At 72.5% G+C, this 15,859-nt stretch carries 10 protein-coding genes; 2 read left to right on the forward strand and 8 right to left on the reverse strand.

The window, feature by feature from the left end; translation table 11 throughout:
* A complete protein-coding gene (locus tag ACGFZS_RS22095) occupies nt 1–654 on the reverse strand; it encodes a response regulator transcription factor (RefSeq protein ID WP_393796589.1) in 654 nt (217 codons plus the stop codon).
* Nucleotides 655–812: 158 nt separating this feature from the next.
* Nucleotides 813–1,466, reverse strand: coding sequence for a response regulator transcription factor (locus ACGFZS_RS22100; protein WP_393796590.1), 654 nt, complete (start codon nt 1,464–1,466; stop codon nt 813–815).
* 224 nt (nt 1,467–1,690) lie between these two features.
* Between ACGFZS_RS22100 and ACGFZS_RS22105 the strand changes: the two genes are divergently transcribed.
* A complete protein-coding gene (locus ACGFZS_RS22105; protein WP_393796591.1) occupies nt 1,691–3,424 on the forward strand; it encodes a carbohydrate binding domain-containing protein in 1,734 nt (577 codons plus the stop codon).
* Between the two features lie 72 nt (nt 3,425–3,496).
* Here the strand turns inward: ACGFZS_RS22105 and ACGFZS_RS22110 are convergent, their stop codons facing one another.
* Nucleotides 3,497–6,805 carry a GH92 family glycosyl hydrolase gene (locus tag ACGFZS_RS22110; RefSeq protein WP_393796592.1) on the reverse strand — a complete coding sequence of 1,103 codons (3,309 nt, stop codon included), beginning with the start codon at nt 6,803–6,805 and terminating at the stop codon, nt 3,497–3,499.
* Nucleotides 6,806–7,136: 331 nt separating this feature from the next.
* Complete coding sequence (locus ACGFZS_RS22115; protein ID WP_393796593.1) at nt 7,137–7,790, reverse strand: TetR/AcrR family transcriptional regulator; 654 nt, start codon at nt 7,788–7,790, stop codon at nt 7,137–7,139.
* A 124-nt stretch (nt 7,791–7,914) separates the two neighbouring features.
* On the opposite strand from ACGFZS_RS22115, the gene ACGFZS_RS22120 reads away from it, so the two are divergent.
* Nucleotides 7,915–9,126: a cytochrome P450 gene (locus ACGFZS_RS22120; RefSeq protein ID WP_393796594.1), complete on the forward strand. Its 1,212-nt coding sequence runs from the start codon at nt 7,915–7,917 to the stop codon at nt 9,124–9,126.
* Between the two features lie 33 nt (nt 9,127–9,159).
* Here ACGFZS_RS22120 and ACGFZS_RS22125 read toward each other — a convergent pair whose 3' ends face one another.
* The 4 genes from ACGFZS_RS22125 to ACGFZS_RS22140 all read right to left on the reverse strand — a co-directional run bounded on the left by ACGFZS_RS22125 (nt 9,160) and on the right by ACGFZS_RS22140 (nt 15,830).
* Nucleotides 9,160–12,165 (reverse strand): hypothetical protein, encoded by a 3,006-nt coding sequence (locus ACGFZS_RS22125; RefSeq protein ID WP_393796595.1) that lies wholly within the window; start codon nt 12,163–12,165, stop codon nt 9,160–9,162.
* 2 nt (nt 12,166–12,167) lie between these two features.
* The gene (locus tag ACGFZS_RS22130) at nt 12,168–14,018 is read right to left on the reverse strand and encodes an HSP90 family protein (protein WP_393796596.1); all 1,851 of its coding nucleotides are present in this window, start codon (nt 14,016–14,018) and stop codon (nt 12,168–12,170) included.
* An 85-nt stretch (nt 14,019–14,103) separates the two neighbouring features.
* Nucleotides 14,104–15,090, reverse strand: a complete 987-nt coding sequence (locus tag ACGFZS_RS22135) for a hypothetical protein (RefSeq protein WP_393796597.1) — start codon at nt 15,088–15,090, stop codon at nt 14,104–14,106.
* Between the two features lie 125 nt (nt 15,091–15,215).
* Nucleotides 15,216–15,830 (reverse strand): class I SAM-dependent methyltransferase, encoded by a 615-nt coding sequence (locus ACGFZS_RS22140; RefSeq protein ID WP_393796598.1) that lies wholly within the window; start codon nt 15,828–15,830, stop codon nt 15,216–15,218.
* Nucleotides 15,831–15,859 lie beyond the last annotated feature (29 nt).

Here is a 15,859-nt window from a genome sequence, read left to right on the forward strand (position 1 = left end):
TCAGATCCGGTAGCCCTCTCCGGGCACGGTCTGGATCACGGAGCGGTCGACGAGTTTGGTCCGGAGCCGGTTGACCGTGGCCTTGACGGTGGTGGTGCTGGGGTCGGTGACTTCGTCCCACACCTTGGCGAGCAGCTCGTCGGCCGGGACGGTCCGGCCCTCGGCACCGAGCAGGTAGGCGAGCACGCCGAACTCCTTCGCGGTGAGGGGAAGTTGGGTGCCGGCGTGACTGGCGGTACGGCGGGCGGGGTCGAGCAGGAGGGAGCCGCGGGCGAGGACGGGTTCCCGCACGGGGTGGGCGCGGCGGCCGAGGGTGCGGGTGCGGGCGAGGAGTTCGGCCCAGGCGAACGGCTTGGCGAGGTAGTCGTCGGCGCCGAGACCGAGGCCCTCGACGCGGTCGGCGATGGAGGCGGAGGCGGTGAGCATGAGCACCTTGGTGCGGACGCCCTCGGTGGCGAGTTCGGCGCAGACCTCGTCGCCGTGCACGTCGGGGAGGTCGCGGTCGAGGATGACCACGTCGTAGTCGACCTCCAGGATGAGGTCGAGCGCGGTCCGGCCGCCGTAGGCGGTGTCGACGGCGAGGCCCTCGCGGCGCAGCACTCTCGTGATCGAATCCGCGAGCTCCGTGTGGTCCTCCACCACCAGTACTCTCATTGCTCCCCCTACGAAACACGGGTCACCGACGGCAGGGTCCCCCACCCCGGGTCACATCCGGGTTACTCCGTTCACAGGCTCGCGTACCGTCCCCCGCCCCGCAACAACGCGCGGCGCCTTACGGCCCACACCGTGCGGCCCGTACCCTGCGGCGGCCTTCAGATCCGGTAGCCGACGTGCGGCAGTGTCTCGATGACGGGCGGATCCCCGAGCTTGCGGCGCAGCCTGCTGACGGTGACCTTGACGGTGTTGCTGAACGGGTCGGCGTCCCGGTCCCAGGCGCGTTCCAGGAGTTCCTCGGCGGAGACGACGGCACCGGCGGCGGCGAGCAGGACCTCCAGGACGGCCATCTCCTTGGGTGACAGGTCCAGGCTGCGTCCGGCGCGGAGCGCGGTGCGGCGGGCGGGGTCGAGTTCGATGTCGCCGCGGGTGAGGACCGGGGGTACGGCGGGCTGGTCGCGTCTGTCGAGGGCCTGGACTCGGGCGATCAACTCGGCGAAGGAGAAGGGCTTCGCCAGGTAGTCGTCGGCGCCGAGACCGAGGCCCTCGACCCGGTCGGCGAGGGTGCCGGAGGCGGTGAGCATCAGGACCCGGGACGGGCAGCCCTGCTGGACGAGGGCACGGCAGATGTCGTCGCCGTGCACGAGCGGCAGGTCGCGGTCCAGGACGACGACGTCGTACGCGCCGCTGGCGGCCCGGGTGAGCCCCTGCTCGCCGTCGTGGGCGAGTTCGACGTCCATGGCGTGCCGGCGCAGCCCCCGCGCAAGGCTCTCCGCGAGATCCCTGTGGTCCTCCACGATCAGTACGCGCATGTCCCCACCTTGGCAGCCGGCGGATCACACGGCGGTAACAGCGCCCGCGGGTGGCCGGTAACAGTCTTCCAGCCGCCCGGAGTTGGCCATTCCGCCGCACGTAAACACTTGGTCTAGTCCTCTTGACGGAGACTCCGGCCGGTTGTTTGGTATATACCAAAGCCCTCGCGACCTTCTTCACCTGCCCCTTCTTCGCACCCCGGGCCCCCGAAAGGGGTTATGTCATGCACCTGGCAAGATTCCCGGCAAGACTGCCGAGGCCGGCAAGACTCGCCGCCTCCGCGTGCGCTCTCGCCCTCGCGGCCACCGGCGTCACCGTCGCGCTGGCCCCCGCCGGCAACGCGGCGGCCGGCAGCGTCTACTCCGTTGCCCCCTACGTCGACATGTCGAACAGTCAGGAAGGACTGCTGGACACCGCCATCACCGGGCACGGGCTGAAGGCCTACACGGCGGCCTTCGTCCTCGGTGTCGGCTGCAACCAGATCTGGGGCGACACGCTCCCCGTCGGCAACGACTCCTACACCGACCCCGAGATCGCCCGGGCGAAGTCCGAGGGCGCCTCCGTCATCATCTCCTCGGGCGGGGCGAGCGGTGAGCCGCTCGCCTGGACGTGCGCCACGCAGAGCAGCATCGACGCCGGGTACCAGGCCATCATCGACGACTACGGCGTCACCCAGCTGGACTTCGACGTCGAGGGCGCCGCGATCGCCGACACCGCCGCCGCGGCCCGCCAGATGCAGGCGATGAAGGACCTCAAGGCGTCCAACCCGAACCTCCGGTTCTCCATGACCCTGCCGGTGCTGACCAGCGGGCTGACCAACGACGGCGTCAACATCCTGAAGGCCGCCAAGACCGCGGGCATCAAGATCGACGTGGTCAACATCATGGCCATGGACTACTACGCGGGCACCGGCACCGAGATGGGCCAGGGCGCGGTCTCCGCGGCCAAGGCAACGCTGGCGCAGATGCAGTCCGTCGACTCGGGTTACACCTACGCCAACCTCGGCATCACCCCGATGATCGGCAAGAACGACGACGGGTCCACCTTCACCCTCGCGGACGCCCAGACGGTCGAGTCCTTCGCCGCGCAGAACGGTGTCGGGCGGCTGTCGTTCTGGTCGGCCAACCGGGACCAGCCGTGCAGCGGCAGCGCCAACTCGCTGTCCACCTGCAGTGAGATCAGCCAGAACAGCCTCGCGTTCACCGACGCGTTCGTGCCCTACGAGGGCAGCTCGGGCGGCGGGGGCGGCACCACCACCGACTTCTCCCTGTCCCTGTCGCCGGGTTCCGCCTCGGTCGCCCAGGGCGGTTCGGCGACCGCGACCGTCGCCACGGCCGTCGCCTCCGGCAGCGCCGAGTCCGTCGGCCTCTCCGCCTCCGGCGCGCCCTCGGGCGTCAGCGTCTCCTTCAGCCCCGCGTCCGTGACCTCCGGGAGCAGTGCGACGCTGACGGCGACGGTCGGCTCGTCCGTGGCCGCGGGCTCCTACCCGATCACCGTCACCGGCACCGCCGCGAGCGGCAGCCACAGCGCGACGTACACGCTCACCGTCACCACCAGTGGCGGTGGGGGCGGCGGGGGCTCGCTGACCAACGCGGGCTTCGAGACCGGCACTCTGAGCCCCTGGACCTGCGCGAGCGGCAGCGCGGTGGTCTCGACCCCGGTCCACGGCGGCAGCCACAGCCTGCAGGTCGCGCCGACTTCGAGCAGCACCGGCGAGTGCGACCAGACGGTCACCCTCTCCCCCAACCACACGTACACGCTCTCCGGTTGGGTACAGGGACCGTACGCGTACATCGGGGTCTCCGGCGGCGCCAGCGCGAGCACCTGGTCGAACAGCGGCAGCTGGAACCAGCTGTCGGTCAGTTTCACCACCGGCAGCAGCGGAGCGGTCACCGTCTTCGTCCACGGCTGGTACGGCCAGTCCGCCGTCTACGCCGACGACTTCAGTCTGAGCTGACGCACCGCGTGGGCATGGAACAGGGCCGGTTCCGGGGCGTGCGCCCGGGAACCGGCCCTGTCTGTGGGGCTGTTACTGCCCGAAGCCGTAGGCGAAGAGGTGGTCGGTGCCCGTGGAGCCGGTCACCGGCAGCGTCACCGACGCCACCTGCTTGGACGGATCCAGCGGGACCTTCGTCGCGAAGACGTAGGTCTTCACGCCGTCCCGGCCTCCGCTCCCGGTGTTCCGGTAGGCGGTGGTGACGGCCGTGGTGTCGGCCGGCAGCGGCTTGCTCGGTCCGCCGTTGAGCGTCCAGTCCGAAAAGCCGACCGTCGCCTGCGTGGTGGTGCCGTCGGTGTAGGTGACGGTGAGCGTGCCCGACACCCCGCTGCCGTCGGTGGGCGCGTTGACCGCGGCGCCCAGCAGCCCCAGCGACGCCCCCGAGGTGCCGGCCGGCATCGGGAGGGTCTGGCCGGTCATCTCCACGTTGTCGAGCCGGCCGGACGTCGCCGTCGGCCAGGTGTAGGAGACGCCGTCGACGGTGAGGGTGGAGCCGCCGGTGACGCCGGCCGCCGCCAGGGCGTTCTGGGAGAAGGCCCAGCCGCCGCCGTCGAAGCCGCCCGAGTAGGTGGCGCCGTCGGGGTAGATGCCCTCGTTGGTGGCGTACGGCCACAGCGCGCCGGGGTTGGCGACGGCCACGCGCAGCACCGCCGGGGACAGTGCCGCACCGGTGCCGTGGTCGGTGAGGGCGAAGGTGACCTGGTAGGTGCCCTCGTCCGGGCCGGCCGTGACGTGGACCTTGGTCTCGGCGCTGCCCGAGGCGGGCACCGTCAGCGAGCCGGACGCCGTGTCCAGGGTGACGCCGGAGGGCGCCGTCGCCGTCCAGTCGACCGTGACGGCCTTGCTGCCGAGGTTGGTCAGGTCGAGGGTGCCGTCACCGCTCGCACCGGGCTGGAGGACCAGGCCGTCGCTGGACGGACCGGTCGCGGCCAGTATCCGGCCGCCGCCCGTGGTGTCCGAGGGCGGTGCGGCCGAAGGGCCGGACGCCCAGGAGGTGTTCGGGCGGGTGCCGAGCGTGTAGTCGAGCGTGCCCGCGCCCTTGAACTGCCGGTACGTCAGCCAGGAGGCGTTCCACGCCTTGCCCTTGACGTTCAGCGACTGCACGTACGGCGCGTCGGGCGCGGCCTGCGGTGCGCCGATCCGTACCGTCTTTCCGCCGTCGAGGGTCACCTGGGCCGCCGGGAACGCCGGGCTGCCGAGCACCAGGGTGTCCGTGCCCGGGGTCTCCGGGTACATGCCGAGTGCGGACCAGACGTACCAGGAGCTCATGGCGCCCAGGTCGTCGTTGCCGAAGGAGCCGACCGGGGCGTTGAAGTACAGGTCCTGCTGGGCCTCGCGGACGGCCGCCTGGGTCTTCCACGGCTGGCCCGTGTAGTCGTACTCCCAGGGGATCTCCACGCTGGGCTCGTTGCTCAGGTCTGCGTCGGTGTTGCCGGGGTGGGTGATGTCGTCGAGGAGGCTGTCCAGGTAGGACGAGTACGCCTGGGCGCCGCCGCGGGCCTGGATGAGCTGCCGCAGGTTGAAGGGGACCATGGGGGTGTACTGGGCGGAGGTGCCCTCCACGAAGCCGTTGGAGGTGCCGGGGGTGAAGCCGCCCGCGAACTGGCCGTCCTTGTTCTTGGCCTGGAGGTAGCCGGTCTGCGGGTTGAAGACGTTCATCCAGTCCTGGGCGCGGGTGGCGAACTTCGTGTAGACGTCCGTCTTTCCGAGCGACTTGGCGAAGGCGGCGAGGGCGTAGTCGGCGCTGTCGTACTCCAGTTGGGTGGAGACCGGGCCGTAGAAGTTGCAGCAGTTGTAGTCGTTCTCGTCGAGCGGGAGGTAGCCCTTGGCGTCCCGCACGGACTCGCCGGGGCGGTCGTTGTTGGGGACGGTGGCCTCGTGCTGGAGGGCGGCGAGGGCCTTGGCGGTGTCGAAGTCCGTCGCGCCGAAGGCGTAGGCGTCGGTGATGATGCCGGCGGCCGGGTCGCCGACCATCACATAGCTCTCGCCGTTGTTCGAGGCCCACTTGGGCAGCAGGCCGGTCTGGTCGTAGCCGTTGAGCATCGAGGTGACGACGTCGCTGGTGACCTTCGGCTCGACCATCGCCATCAGCTGGGTCTGGGAGCGGTAGGTGTCCCAGCCCGAGTAGTTGGCGTACTGGGCCCGCTGTCCCTTGGCCAGCTGGTGGATCTGGTTGTCCATGCCCATGTACTGGCCGTTGGCGTCGGAGAAGACGTTCGGGTGCAGCAGGGCGTGGTAGAGCGCGGTGTAGAACTGCGTCTGCTGGTCGGTGGTTCCGCCGCCGACCTGGATCTTCTTCAGCACCGCGTTCCAGGCGTCGTGGTTGGCCTTCTCGACGGCGCCGATGTTCCAGTTCCTGATCTCGGCGCCGAGGTTGGCCGCCGCGCCCGCGTCACTCGTGTACGAGATGCCGACCTTCGCCGTGACCGTGGGGTTCGTGGCGGTGTCGAAGGTGAGGTACATGCCGTTCGCGCCGGTGGTGGGCGGCTGGGCGGCCTTGGACAGGTTGGACAGCCGGGACGCGGCACCGCTCGTGTGGACGGTCGGGGCGGGCTTCGCCGGGACGGTGAAGTGCTTCTCCTTCAGCGGCTTCGCCGTGGACTTGCGCGGGGCCGGGCTGACCTTGCCCGCCTTCAGCGACTTCGCGTCGGGGGTGATGGTGCCGCCGACCCAGGTGCCGCTCGCGGTGAACGGCCGGTCGAACTTGACGTCGAAGTGCAGGGTGTAGCGGTTGCTCGCGCCGCAGAAGTGGCCGCTGTCGATCGCGCCGCTGATCTCCTTGCTGTTGACCACCTGGACCCGGGTGCCGTCCACCTGGGTGGCGCCGCCGCTGAGCTTGAACAGCAGGTTCGCCTGCTGCCCGGCCGGGAAGGTGAAGGTGCCCAGTCCGGCGCGGGTGGTGTCGGTCAGCTCGGTGCTGACCCCGTTGGCGTCGGTGACCTTGTAGGACCCGAGGGCGGCCTGCTCGTCGGCGTGGGCGAAGCCGACGGACGTGCTGCCGAGGTTGCCCGAGAGCGCGCCGGTCACCGGCAGGACGGGCAGGTCGCCCGCGACCGGGCAGCCGGGGCCGGAGACATGGGTGAGGCTGAAGCCGGAGAGCTTGCTGTCGGCGTACTCGTAGCCGCCGCCGTCGGGGCGGTGCGGTGTGGTGTCGGGGCCCCACTGCACCATGCCGGCCGGCATGTCGGGGCCGGGGAAGGTGTCCACGGCACCGGAGGTGCCGATGAGGGGGTTGACGAGGGACGCGGGATCCGTCACCAGGGCCGGCCTCGCGGTGCTCGCGGCCTGGGCGCTGCCGGCCGCCGAGAGCGGCAGGGCTGCCAGGCCCAGGACGCAGGCCACGGCCAGGAGCCCGCGGATTCCTGTTCCAGTGGGGGGTCGTGCGGCTGAACGTCGGGGTCTCACCATCGGTTGCCTCCGCAGCAGTTCGTGCTTCGCACATCAGGTGTCGGCGCGCCGGGACACACCGGAACGCCGGCGACGGGCGGCAGCGCATCGGGCCGCTCCCACGGCCTGACAACGTTGCCATGCACGAGTGTTGAGTGAAACGCCTGTGCTTGTGGCGTGTCAACGAGGCCAACAGGACTTTCTGAGCGCGAAGTTCACGGACGGCTGCGCGCCGGGCACAACGGCCGTAGTCCTTGCGGTAGTTACGACCGCTCGGAGAACGGCACTACAGCCCCCGGGTGACCCGGCCGAGCGCGTCGGCGAGCTGTTCGCGGTGTGCGCGCAGCACCTCGGGGGTGACACCCTCCCGGGCCACGGCCCGCGCCAGGTCGTCGGTGGCCACTTTGAGCACGGCGCTGACGGTGGCGGCCCGCATCCGGATCTCCGGCAGGTCGGCGGCGGTGCCCGCGCGTTCGGCGAGCACCTCGGTGAACGTCTCCTCCGCGCGCTCCCGCAGCACCAGGTAGGCGGCCCGCAGCGCGGGTTCGTCGTGAGTCATCCGGATCACGGTGAGCACCGCCTCGGTGTCCCCGCCGGACAGCGCGTCGGGTGTCGGCCGGTAGGCGGCGCGCAGGTGCTCGGTCAGGCCGAGGCCGGCCGGCCAGGCGCGCAGCACCGCCTGGAAGGCCGCGATCGACTGGGTGAGCAGCGGCTCCGCACAGTTCTCCTTGCCGGCGAAATAGCGCCACAGGGTGCGTTCGGAGACGCCGGCCGCCCGCGCGATCTGCTCGCCGGAGGTGGCCGCCACGCCCTGCGCGGCGAACAGCCGGACCGCCTGGCGGGAGATGTCCAGGCGCTGCCGCTGCCGTTCCCGGTCGCTCACCGGGGGCCGGCCCCGGCGGGGCGCTATCGGGCCACTGTCCACCGTCGCGTCCTTCATCGGGCGATCCAAGCACGCCGACGCCACGCGGCGACTGGCCGGAAACATTATTGGCAGCCACTGACAATAAAGTGTTACGGTCGAAATGCCGGAAGATCGCGTTCCGAGGTCCAGGAGGAGGACCATGAACGGTGCCGCCGAGCGTTCCCGACTACCCTTCGCACGGCCGAACGTGCTCGATCTCGCACCCCTGTACGAGGTGCTGCGCCGCCAGGCGCCGATCACGCCGGTCACCACTCCGGCCGGGGATCCGGCCTGGCTGGTCACCCGCTTCGAGGAGGTCCGCGACCTCCTCGGCGACAAGCGGCTCGGCCGCTCCCATCCCGAGCCGGAGCGGGCCTCCCGGATCACCAGCGCCGCGGTGCAGGAGGGCCCCTCGGGCGACTACGCCACCGAGGAGGCCGACCACACCCGGATGCGCCGGCTGCTGACCCCGGCCTTCTCCGCCCGCCGCATGGTGATGCTCTCCGATCATGTACGACAACTGGTGGACGGCTGTATCGACCACCTGCTCGCCGAGCGGGCCGCCGCCCCCGACGGGGTGGTCGACCTGCACGCCGGACTGGCCTTCCCGGTGCCGGTCGCCGTCATCTGCCGGCTGCTCGGCGTGCCCGAGTCCGACCGCGACCACTTCGCCTCGCTGTCGGCGCGCATGGCCGACTACGCCATCGGCGACGAGGCCGAACGGGCCCGGGAGGAGTTCAACGACTACATGGTCACCCTCGCCGAGGCCAAACGGGCGAGGATGGGCGAGGACGTCATCTCCGACCTGGTACGCGCCCAGAGCGCCGACGCGGACTTCGACTACTCCGAGATGATCAGGCTCTGCGTCGGGCTGCTGTTCGCCGGCCACGAGACCACCGTCAACCGCATCGGGCTGGGCACGCTCTTCCTGCTCACCCGCCCCGACCAGTGGCGGGCGCTGACCGCCGACCCGGCCGGCCGGGTCAACGCCACCGTCGAGGAGATCATGCGGCTCGGCGCACCCGGCGACCTCGGTCTGCTGCGCTACGCCCACACCGACGTCGACGTCGCCGGGGTCACCATCCGCAGCGGCGACGCCGTGATCCTCTCGATCAACTCGGCCAACCGCGACACGTCCGTCTACACCGACGCCGAGACCTTCGACCCCGACCGTCCGGAACGCAACCACCTCGGATTCGGCCACGGCCCGCACTTCTGCATCGGGGCGAGCCTGGCCCGTACGGAGCTGCGCATCGTGTTCGCCGCCCTGGCCGAGCGCCTGCCCGGGCTGCGGCTGGCCAAGGACGTCGACGACCTGCAGGTGCGCACCACCCTCACCGGCGGGGTCAGCGAGCTGCCCGTGACCTGGTGAGGGCACCGCCCGGGCCGCGCCACGCCCGCCGGGTCACGCCTCGTCGCGCAGGCGGGCCGCCAGGGTGGTCAGCGGCTCGGTCTCCTCGGGGTGGCCCAGGGCGGTGAGCCGGGCGACCGCTCCGTCCAGGCGGGCGAGGGCGGGCTCGGGGCGTTCCAGGTAGAGGCCCTCCACGACGGCCGCGAGCCGGACGCACTCGGCCCATTCGCCGACGTGGTCCCGGTCGTGGGAGTCGGATTCGGGTGCGGGTTCGGGTTCGGGTTCGGGTTCGGGTTCGGGTTCGGGTTCGGGTTCGCCGAGGAGGGTGAGCGCCTTGTCCAGGGCGGTCAGGGAGGTCTCGTACTCCTTGGCGTAGGCGTTGACCCGCCCGTGCTCGTAGGCGAGGGCGCTGTCCAGGTCGCGGCCACGGGCCCGGTATCCCGCGGCGCGGGCCTCGTCGGCGATCCGGCCCGCGTCGGCGAGCAGGGCGAGCGCGTCGGCCAGGCCCTCGGCGCCCTGCTGCTGGGTCCGGAGGCGGGCGAGTTCGCGCAGGCAGCTGCTGAGCTGCTCGTAGCGCGGCTCCCGGGCGTGCGCGGCGAGGGCCTGGTCGGCGGCCTCGCGGGCCGGGCCGAACTCGCCGGACTCGGCGAGGAGCATGGCGGTCTCCGCGGCGATCATGGCGTGGCTGCCGGGGTCGTCGTCCCAGCCGGCCGACTCGGCCGCGAGGGCGGCGTACTCCGCCGTGGCTGCCTTGAGGTCCTCCCCCGCGTGCAGTGCGCGGGCGCGGGCCAGGCGCAGCTGGGCGACGAGCCGGTCGTCCAGTTCCCCGGTGGTGACGTCCGGTTCGGCCAGCACCGAGTCGAGCAGGGCGATGCAGTCCTCGACGCGGCCCAGGTCGAGGGTGAGCTGGGCCGCGTTGCTGTAGGTGCAGAACGCGTCGAAGCGGCTGCCGTGGCGCAGCTCCAGCTCCGCGGAGCGGGTCAGGTGCCGCAGCGCCTCGTCGGGGCGGCCCAGCCGCATGCAGGTCTGGGCCAGATCGGTGTGCAGGCGGGCGGTGGCCACCGTGTTGGCGGGCCATTCGGCGGCCAGGCGGAGGGCCTCGGCCAGATCGTCGTGGGCCGCCTGCGCGTCCCTGAGGCCCAGCCGGATCCGCCCCCGCAGTCCGAGCGCGTGCGGCAGGTGCCAGGCGGGGCCGTGGGTCCTGAGCCGGTCGAGGAGGGCGTCGCTCGCGGTGACCGCGGCGGGCAGGTCGCCGGAGAGGGCGAGGGTGCCGGCCCGCAGCAGCAGGGCTCCGGAGATCTGCCCGGTGACGTCGTGCCGGACGGCGAACGCGTGCAGCAGGTCCGCCTCGGCGAGGACGGGCGCGGCGTGCTCCCCGTCGTGCGACGTCTGGAACCGCAGGCCGAGCGTGGTCGCCCGCAGGCGCAGCAGCCGGGCCTCCTGGTGCGGAGCGAGGCCGGTGGCCGTCTCGTGGAGGCGGACCATCGACGCGTGGGCGTCGGTCAGCGCGGTCGTCCTCGCCTCGGCTTCGTCGGCGCCCTCCCGCGCGTCCTCCGGGGCGGCCTGCGCCGCGGCGAACAGGGCACAGGCGCGGACGAACACCGCGTGCCCCGGCTGCGCGGCCTCGTCGTACAGGCCCGCCGCCGTCTCGTAGAGGGCGGCCGCCTCGTCGAACTTCTCCTTCTCGCCCGCCCGGCCGGCCTCGTCCTCCAGCAGGTCCGCGCGCAGTCGTACGAGCGGTCCCACGGCCGGGTCGTCGGGGTGGGTGTAGCCGGGGGCGGCGACGAGCGTGCGCAGCCGTGCCCAGCAGGCCTCCGCGTCCGGATGTCCCTGTTCCTCCAACTCTCGTGCCTGGACGATGAGTTCGGGCAGCGACTCGGGGACGGCGGTGGTGGTGCGGGCGGCGGTGGGGACGGCGGGCGCCGGGGCCACGTCGTCGAGGGCGCGGGCGCGCAGGGTCAGTTCGAGGGTGTCCAGGAGGGGGGCGCGGTCGAGGCGGGCCCGGCGGCGGTCGGTGTGGGTCGTGGTCGCGTTGCGGGCGTCGAAGCGGGCGGCGAGGTCGTCGGCCCGGCCGCGCACCTCGGCGCACAGGCCGGCCACCGTCCAGGTGCGGCCCGGGTATCCGGCGGCGGGCAGGTCGCCGTGGCCGAGGGCTTCGACGCGCCGCAGGAGGACCTCCACGCCGGTGAGGAAGGCGAGTTCGTCCAGCGGCGAGTCGACGTCGTCGAACAAATTCCGGTTCTCCGCGAGGAGTTCCAGGCCGCGTGCCTCGTTGCCGGTGAGCGCGCAGAACTCCAGGTGCCGGCCGACCTCGCCGGACATCGCGGGGTTGCGGCGGCAGGCGCGGTACCCGGTGAGGTGCAGCTCGCGGGCCCGGTCGGTGCGGCCGGCGCGCAGCAGCGGCAGCAGCGCGTACGAGACGGAGCGGGCGGGCTCCTCCTGGCAGGACTCCTTCCCGGCCAGGACGGGCTCCCAGGTGCGCAGTGCCCGTTCGTCGTCGCCCGCCGCGAGGTGGTGGACGGCGCGCACGCAGATCTCGCAGGCCTCGCAGTCGCTGAGCCGGGTACGGGTGCGTCCCGCCCACAGCTCGAAGGCCAGGTCGGTGTCCTCGCCGACGTGGGCGGCGAGGCGGTACGCCTCCCCGTAGTAGGGCTGGAGTCCGAGGCCGGCCTTCTCGTACCGGTCACGCATCTCGGTCAGCCACTGGCGCAGGCTGGCCAGGGGCATCTCGGGCAGGGCGACCAGGGCGGCCGCGACCCACTTGAACCGCCAGAACAGCGTGTGCCGCAGCCGCTCGTCGAAGACGTCGGGCTGCTCGTCGAAGAGGGTGAGCACGCGGGCGAAGACGACGGGGGACTTCCGCGGTTCGGAGCCGTAGTTGTACGCCTTCTGGAGTGCGAGGAGCGCGTGCACGAGCGGGCGGGGCTCCGCGAACTGCTCGGCGGCGTCGACCAGTTCCTCGGCGGTGACGGTGCGGGTACGGCCGTAGGGGCGCCGGTCGTTCTCCCGGAGCGCCTCGTACAGCTCGTCCGTGTCCTGGGGGTGGGGTGCGGTCGGCATCGTCAGCTGTCCTTGCGGAGGGCGTGGGCGAGGAGGTCGAGGAAGGAGCGGTTGATGAGGCTCGACTCGGCGGGCCGGAGCGGGCGCCGGGAGAGCAGCGCGGCCTGCCCGTAGAGGGCTTCGGCGCTGGTGCGGGCCAGTTCGGGTTCGTCGATGGTGACGGCGGTGCGGACCAGCGGGTTGAGCTGGTTGAGGATCAGCTGGGCCCGCGGGGCCTCCTGGCGCAGATGGCCGAGGATGTCGCCCCACACGCCGCCCTGCTGCTCACGGGCGAGTTGGGAGCGGGTGCGCTCGTGCCGGGCCTCGCGGCTGTCGAGGAGGAGGGCGGGCGCGGAGGCGGGCTGGAAGGTGCGCAGCGCCACGTCGCAGTCGAAGACGGCGAGGGCGTCGCGGGCCAGGGCGAGGTAGGCCGCGGCGGCCAGTTCCGTCTCCCGGTCGACGGGGTCGAGGTGGGCGGTGAGCGTGGCCGGGTCGAGGTCGGCGACGCTGACCTCCGGCCTGATCTCCGGCAGCCGGTGGACCAGTTCACGGTCGTAGGTGTAGCCGCCGTTGACGACGCCCAGCCCGGCGGCCGCGGCGATGGCGGCCACCTGCCGGAACTCCTCCACGCTGGCGGTCACGAGCACGGTGCGGTGGGCGCGCGCGAACTCGTCGAGGGTGGCGTGTCCGTCGGTGGTCTCGAACGGCAGCCACGGCAGCAGCATCCGCAGGATCTCGTCGTCGTGCACGGCCAGCGACTTCACGGCCAGGTGGTGGGTCTGCAGGAAGCGGCCGAGGAGGTCGGGGTCGCTGGCGGCGGTCCGGGCGATCCAGGCGCGCAGCCGTTCGGCGAGGGCGTCGCGGACGGCGGCGAGGGTGTCGTCCTCGTACAGGGACTCCCGGGACGCCGTCGGGCGCAGGCTCTCGGCGTCCAGGACGCAGCGGACGAAGAACGCCCACTCGGGCAGGATCTCCTCGGCCCGCTCGGACAGCAGCATGCCCTTGACGTGCACGCGGTGGCCGTGCCGGCGTCCGGCGGGCACCGCCTCGGGGAGCACGCAGGCGATGCCCTTCAGGCCCACGGCCGGCAGGTCCAGGTCGATGGTGTCCAACGGCGTGAAGCCGAAGATCTCCTCGCCGTACGCGGCCAGCGCCCGGGACCGGGCGCCCGGTGTGGGATACGTCCGCGCCCAGGGCGCGGGCTCGGGGTTGACGGCCGCGCCGGGGCCGCCCGCGCCGTCGTCGAAGGTCACCGGGTGGCGCAGCAGGGAGCCGAAGTGCCGGGCGAGCGCCTGTACTTGGACCGGCCGGGTCCACTCGCCCGCGTCGGCGCGGGGCGTCAGCGTGACGGTGGTGCCGGGCCGGGGGCGGGCGGCGGCGGGCAGGGTGCGGACGGTGTAGCTGCCGTCGCCGCGTCCCCGCCACTCCACGGCGGGGGCGTCGGGCGTACGGGCGGAGCGGCTGACGACGTGGATCTCGTCGGCGACCAGGAAGCAGGAGAGCAGGCCGATGCCGAACTGGCCGATGAAGTCGGCGCGTTGCTCGGCGATGTTCTCGGTGCGCTTGCTGCTGCGGCCGATCGTGGCGAGGAAGGTGTGGACGTCGGCCTCGGTGAGTCCGACGCCGTCGTCCTCCACCCGGACGACGGAGCCGTCGGCGTACAGGCGGATACCGAACGCGTCGGCGGCGGCGCCCGGTTCGAGGGTGTGCCGGGCGGTCAACGCGTCCACGGCGTTCTGCAGGAGTTCGCGCAGGTAGACGCGGGGGCTGGAGTACAGGTGGTGGGAGAGGAGGTCGACGAGGCCGCGCAGGTCCACCTGGAAGGTGCGGTCGGCGCCGGCGGCCGGGTTCTGAGGGGTGTCGGGCAGAGTCATCGGGCAGTCCGGGGTGGGGTGTTCGAGGTGACGGGCGGGGTGCCAGGCAGGGTGGCGGGGTGAGGCGGTGCGCCGGTGGCGGGGGTCAGGCGGTGCGCCGGTGGCGGGCGTACGCCTTCTCCGGATTCGCCATGTACTGCCAGGGCCATGGTGTGTAGGCGCCGGCCAGCTCGTGGAAGACCCGCCGGGCGACGATGCCCTCGGCGGACAGCCCGAGGGCCATGGCGAAGATGTTGAAGTCCTGCTGCCAGCCGGGGCTCCGCTCGTAGGCGGGGTGCAGGATGCTGCGCCTGGCCGCTTCCCTCAGCTCCTCCTGGGTGCCGGGCGTGTCGAGGCTGGTGCCGCCGTCCGACTCCACCCACTCCTCGATATGGGCCATGGCGACGACACAGCCGAGGCGATGGCCGTCGGGCGCTCCGGCGAACGCCTCCCGGGCGAACGCCAGGGCCTCACCGGGCTCGCCGCCCCACCGGGGCTGCAACTGCGACAGCCACTCGATGTGGGTCGCCAGGTCCAGCGGGTCGCGGCGCAGGGCGGCGGCGAGCCGCGTCTCGTTGACGGCGGGGCCCAGCGACATGCCGCGCCCGGAGGTGAGCAGGCGGCGCCACGGCGTGACCCACTCCGGCCGCGACTCGGCCGCCCGCAGCAGCTGTTCCTCGGCGATGCCGAGCCGTTCGCGGAAGACCCGCCACTGCTCCCGGGAGACGTCCACGGCGCGTGCGCGGGTGCGTGCCTCCCAGCCCCAGCTGATGTGGCGCGCCCCGGATATCAGCAGGGCGGTCGCCCGGTGCTCCGCGTCCTCCTCGACGGCCGCGCCGATCCACTCCTGCACCCCGTCCAGGTCGGCCAGCTCACCGAGGACCCGGTCGTCCCGGCCGAGGTCGAAGGGGGCGAGCGCCGCCTTCACCAGCTCCCAGTCGCCCGCGGTGGCGGCCTCCAGCAGCGCGGACACCCGGGTGTCCCCGAGCGCGTGCAGCGTGTACAGCCCGTTTCTGAGCTTGCGCGGAGCGGGTAGCGCATGCGGATCGGCCGCCGGTCTGCCCCCGCCCCTGCCGAACAGCTTGTCGAACATGCCGCGCCCTCCCCAGGTTCCGCGTGATCATTCCGGTGCAGCATAAGCGGCGCCACCGACACCGCTTCCACGGGATTTTCACCGGCGGTGCACGGCGGCCGTCCCGGTCCCGCGCGAGGGGATGATCAAGCGGTCGGGCCGCGGTGGACGCTGACGGCGTAGCCGCCGCCTTCGTAGGGGTCGGCGTCCCAGGTGGCGAAGCGGTCGACGAGGGTGAGGCCGGCCGCCGCGCAGCAGTCGTCGTACTCCGGCAGGGTGATGCTCGGCGGGACCGGAAGATGGGCCTCGTCCAGGCCGAACCCGGCGACCAGCAGACCGCCCGGCCGCAGCACGGCGGCCAGGCGCCGGACCACCGTGGCCTCGGTGCCGGCCGCGAGCAGCGGGAGGATGTTGCCCGCGGCCACCACGAGATCGAAGTCCGCCGCGATCCCGAGCCGGCCGGGCTCGAACGCGGCCAGATCGGCCTGGAACCAGGGCAGTTCCGGCGCCTGCTCCCGCGCCACCGCCAGCATCGACGCGTCGAGATCCACCCCGACGCAGTCGTATCCGAGCTCCGCGAGCCGGATCATGACCCGTCCGGTACCGCATCCGGCGTCCAGCACCCGGGCCCCGGCGGGCACCAGCGCCGCGCAGAACCGCGCCTCTCCGTGCACGTCCTTGCCACCACGGGCCACGGCCGCGAACCGTGCCGCGTACTCCCGCCCGGACGTCCCCCCGGTCAGCTCATGCCAGCGACTCATGCGACGAACTATAGGTGGGGCCGGGGGCC

Source organism: Streptomyces sp. NPDC048288 (assembly GCF_043201555.1).
GTDB lineage: Bacteria > Actinomycetota > Actinomycetes > Streptomycetales > Streptomycetaceae > Streptomyces.

Coding starts and splice junctions, on each gene's coding strand:
- ACGFZS_RS22135 (WP_393796597.1), bottom strand. CDS start 15,090: ATGTTCGACAAGCTGTTCGGCAGGGGCGGGGGCAGACCGGCGGCCGAT.
- ACGFZS_RS22095 (WP_393796589.1), bottom strand. CDS start 654: ATGAGAGTACTGGTGGTGGAGGACCACACGGAGCTCGCGGATTCGATC.
- ACGFZS_RS22115 (WP_393796593.1), bottom strand. CDS start 7,790: ATGAAGGACGCGACGGTGGACAGTGGCCCGATAGCGCCCCGCCGGGGC.
- ACGFZS_RS22100 (WP_393796590.1), bottom strand. CDS start 1,466: ATGCGCGTACTGATCGTGGAGGACCACAGGGATCTCGCGGAGAGCCTT.
- ACGFZS_RS22130 (WP_393796596.1), bottom strand. CDS start 14,018: ATGACTCTGCCCGACACCCCTCAGAACCCGGCCGCCGGCGCCGACCGC.
- ACGFZS_RS22120 (WP_393796594.1), top strand. CDS start 7,915: ATGAACGGTGCCGCCGAGCGTTCCCGACTACCCTTCGCACGGCCGAAC.
- ACGFZS_RS22140 (WP_393796598.1), bottom strand. CDS start 15,830: ATGAGTCGCTGGCATGAGCTGACCGGGGGGACGTCCGGGCGGGAGTAC.
- ACGFZS_RS22105 (WP_393796591.1), top strand. CDS start 1,691: ATGCACCTGGCAAGATTCCCGGCAAGACTGCCGAGGCCGGCAAGACTC.
- ACGFZS_RS22125 (WP_393796595.1), bottom strand. CDS start 12,165: ATGCCGACCGCACCCCACCCCCAGGACACGGACGAGCTGTACGAGGCG.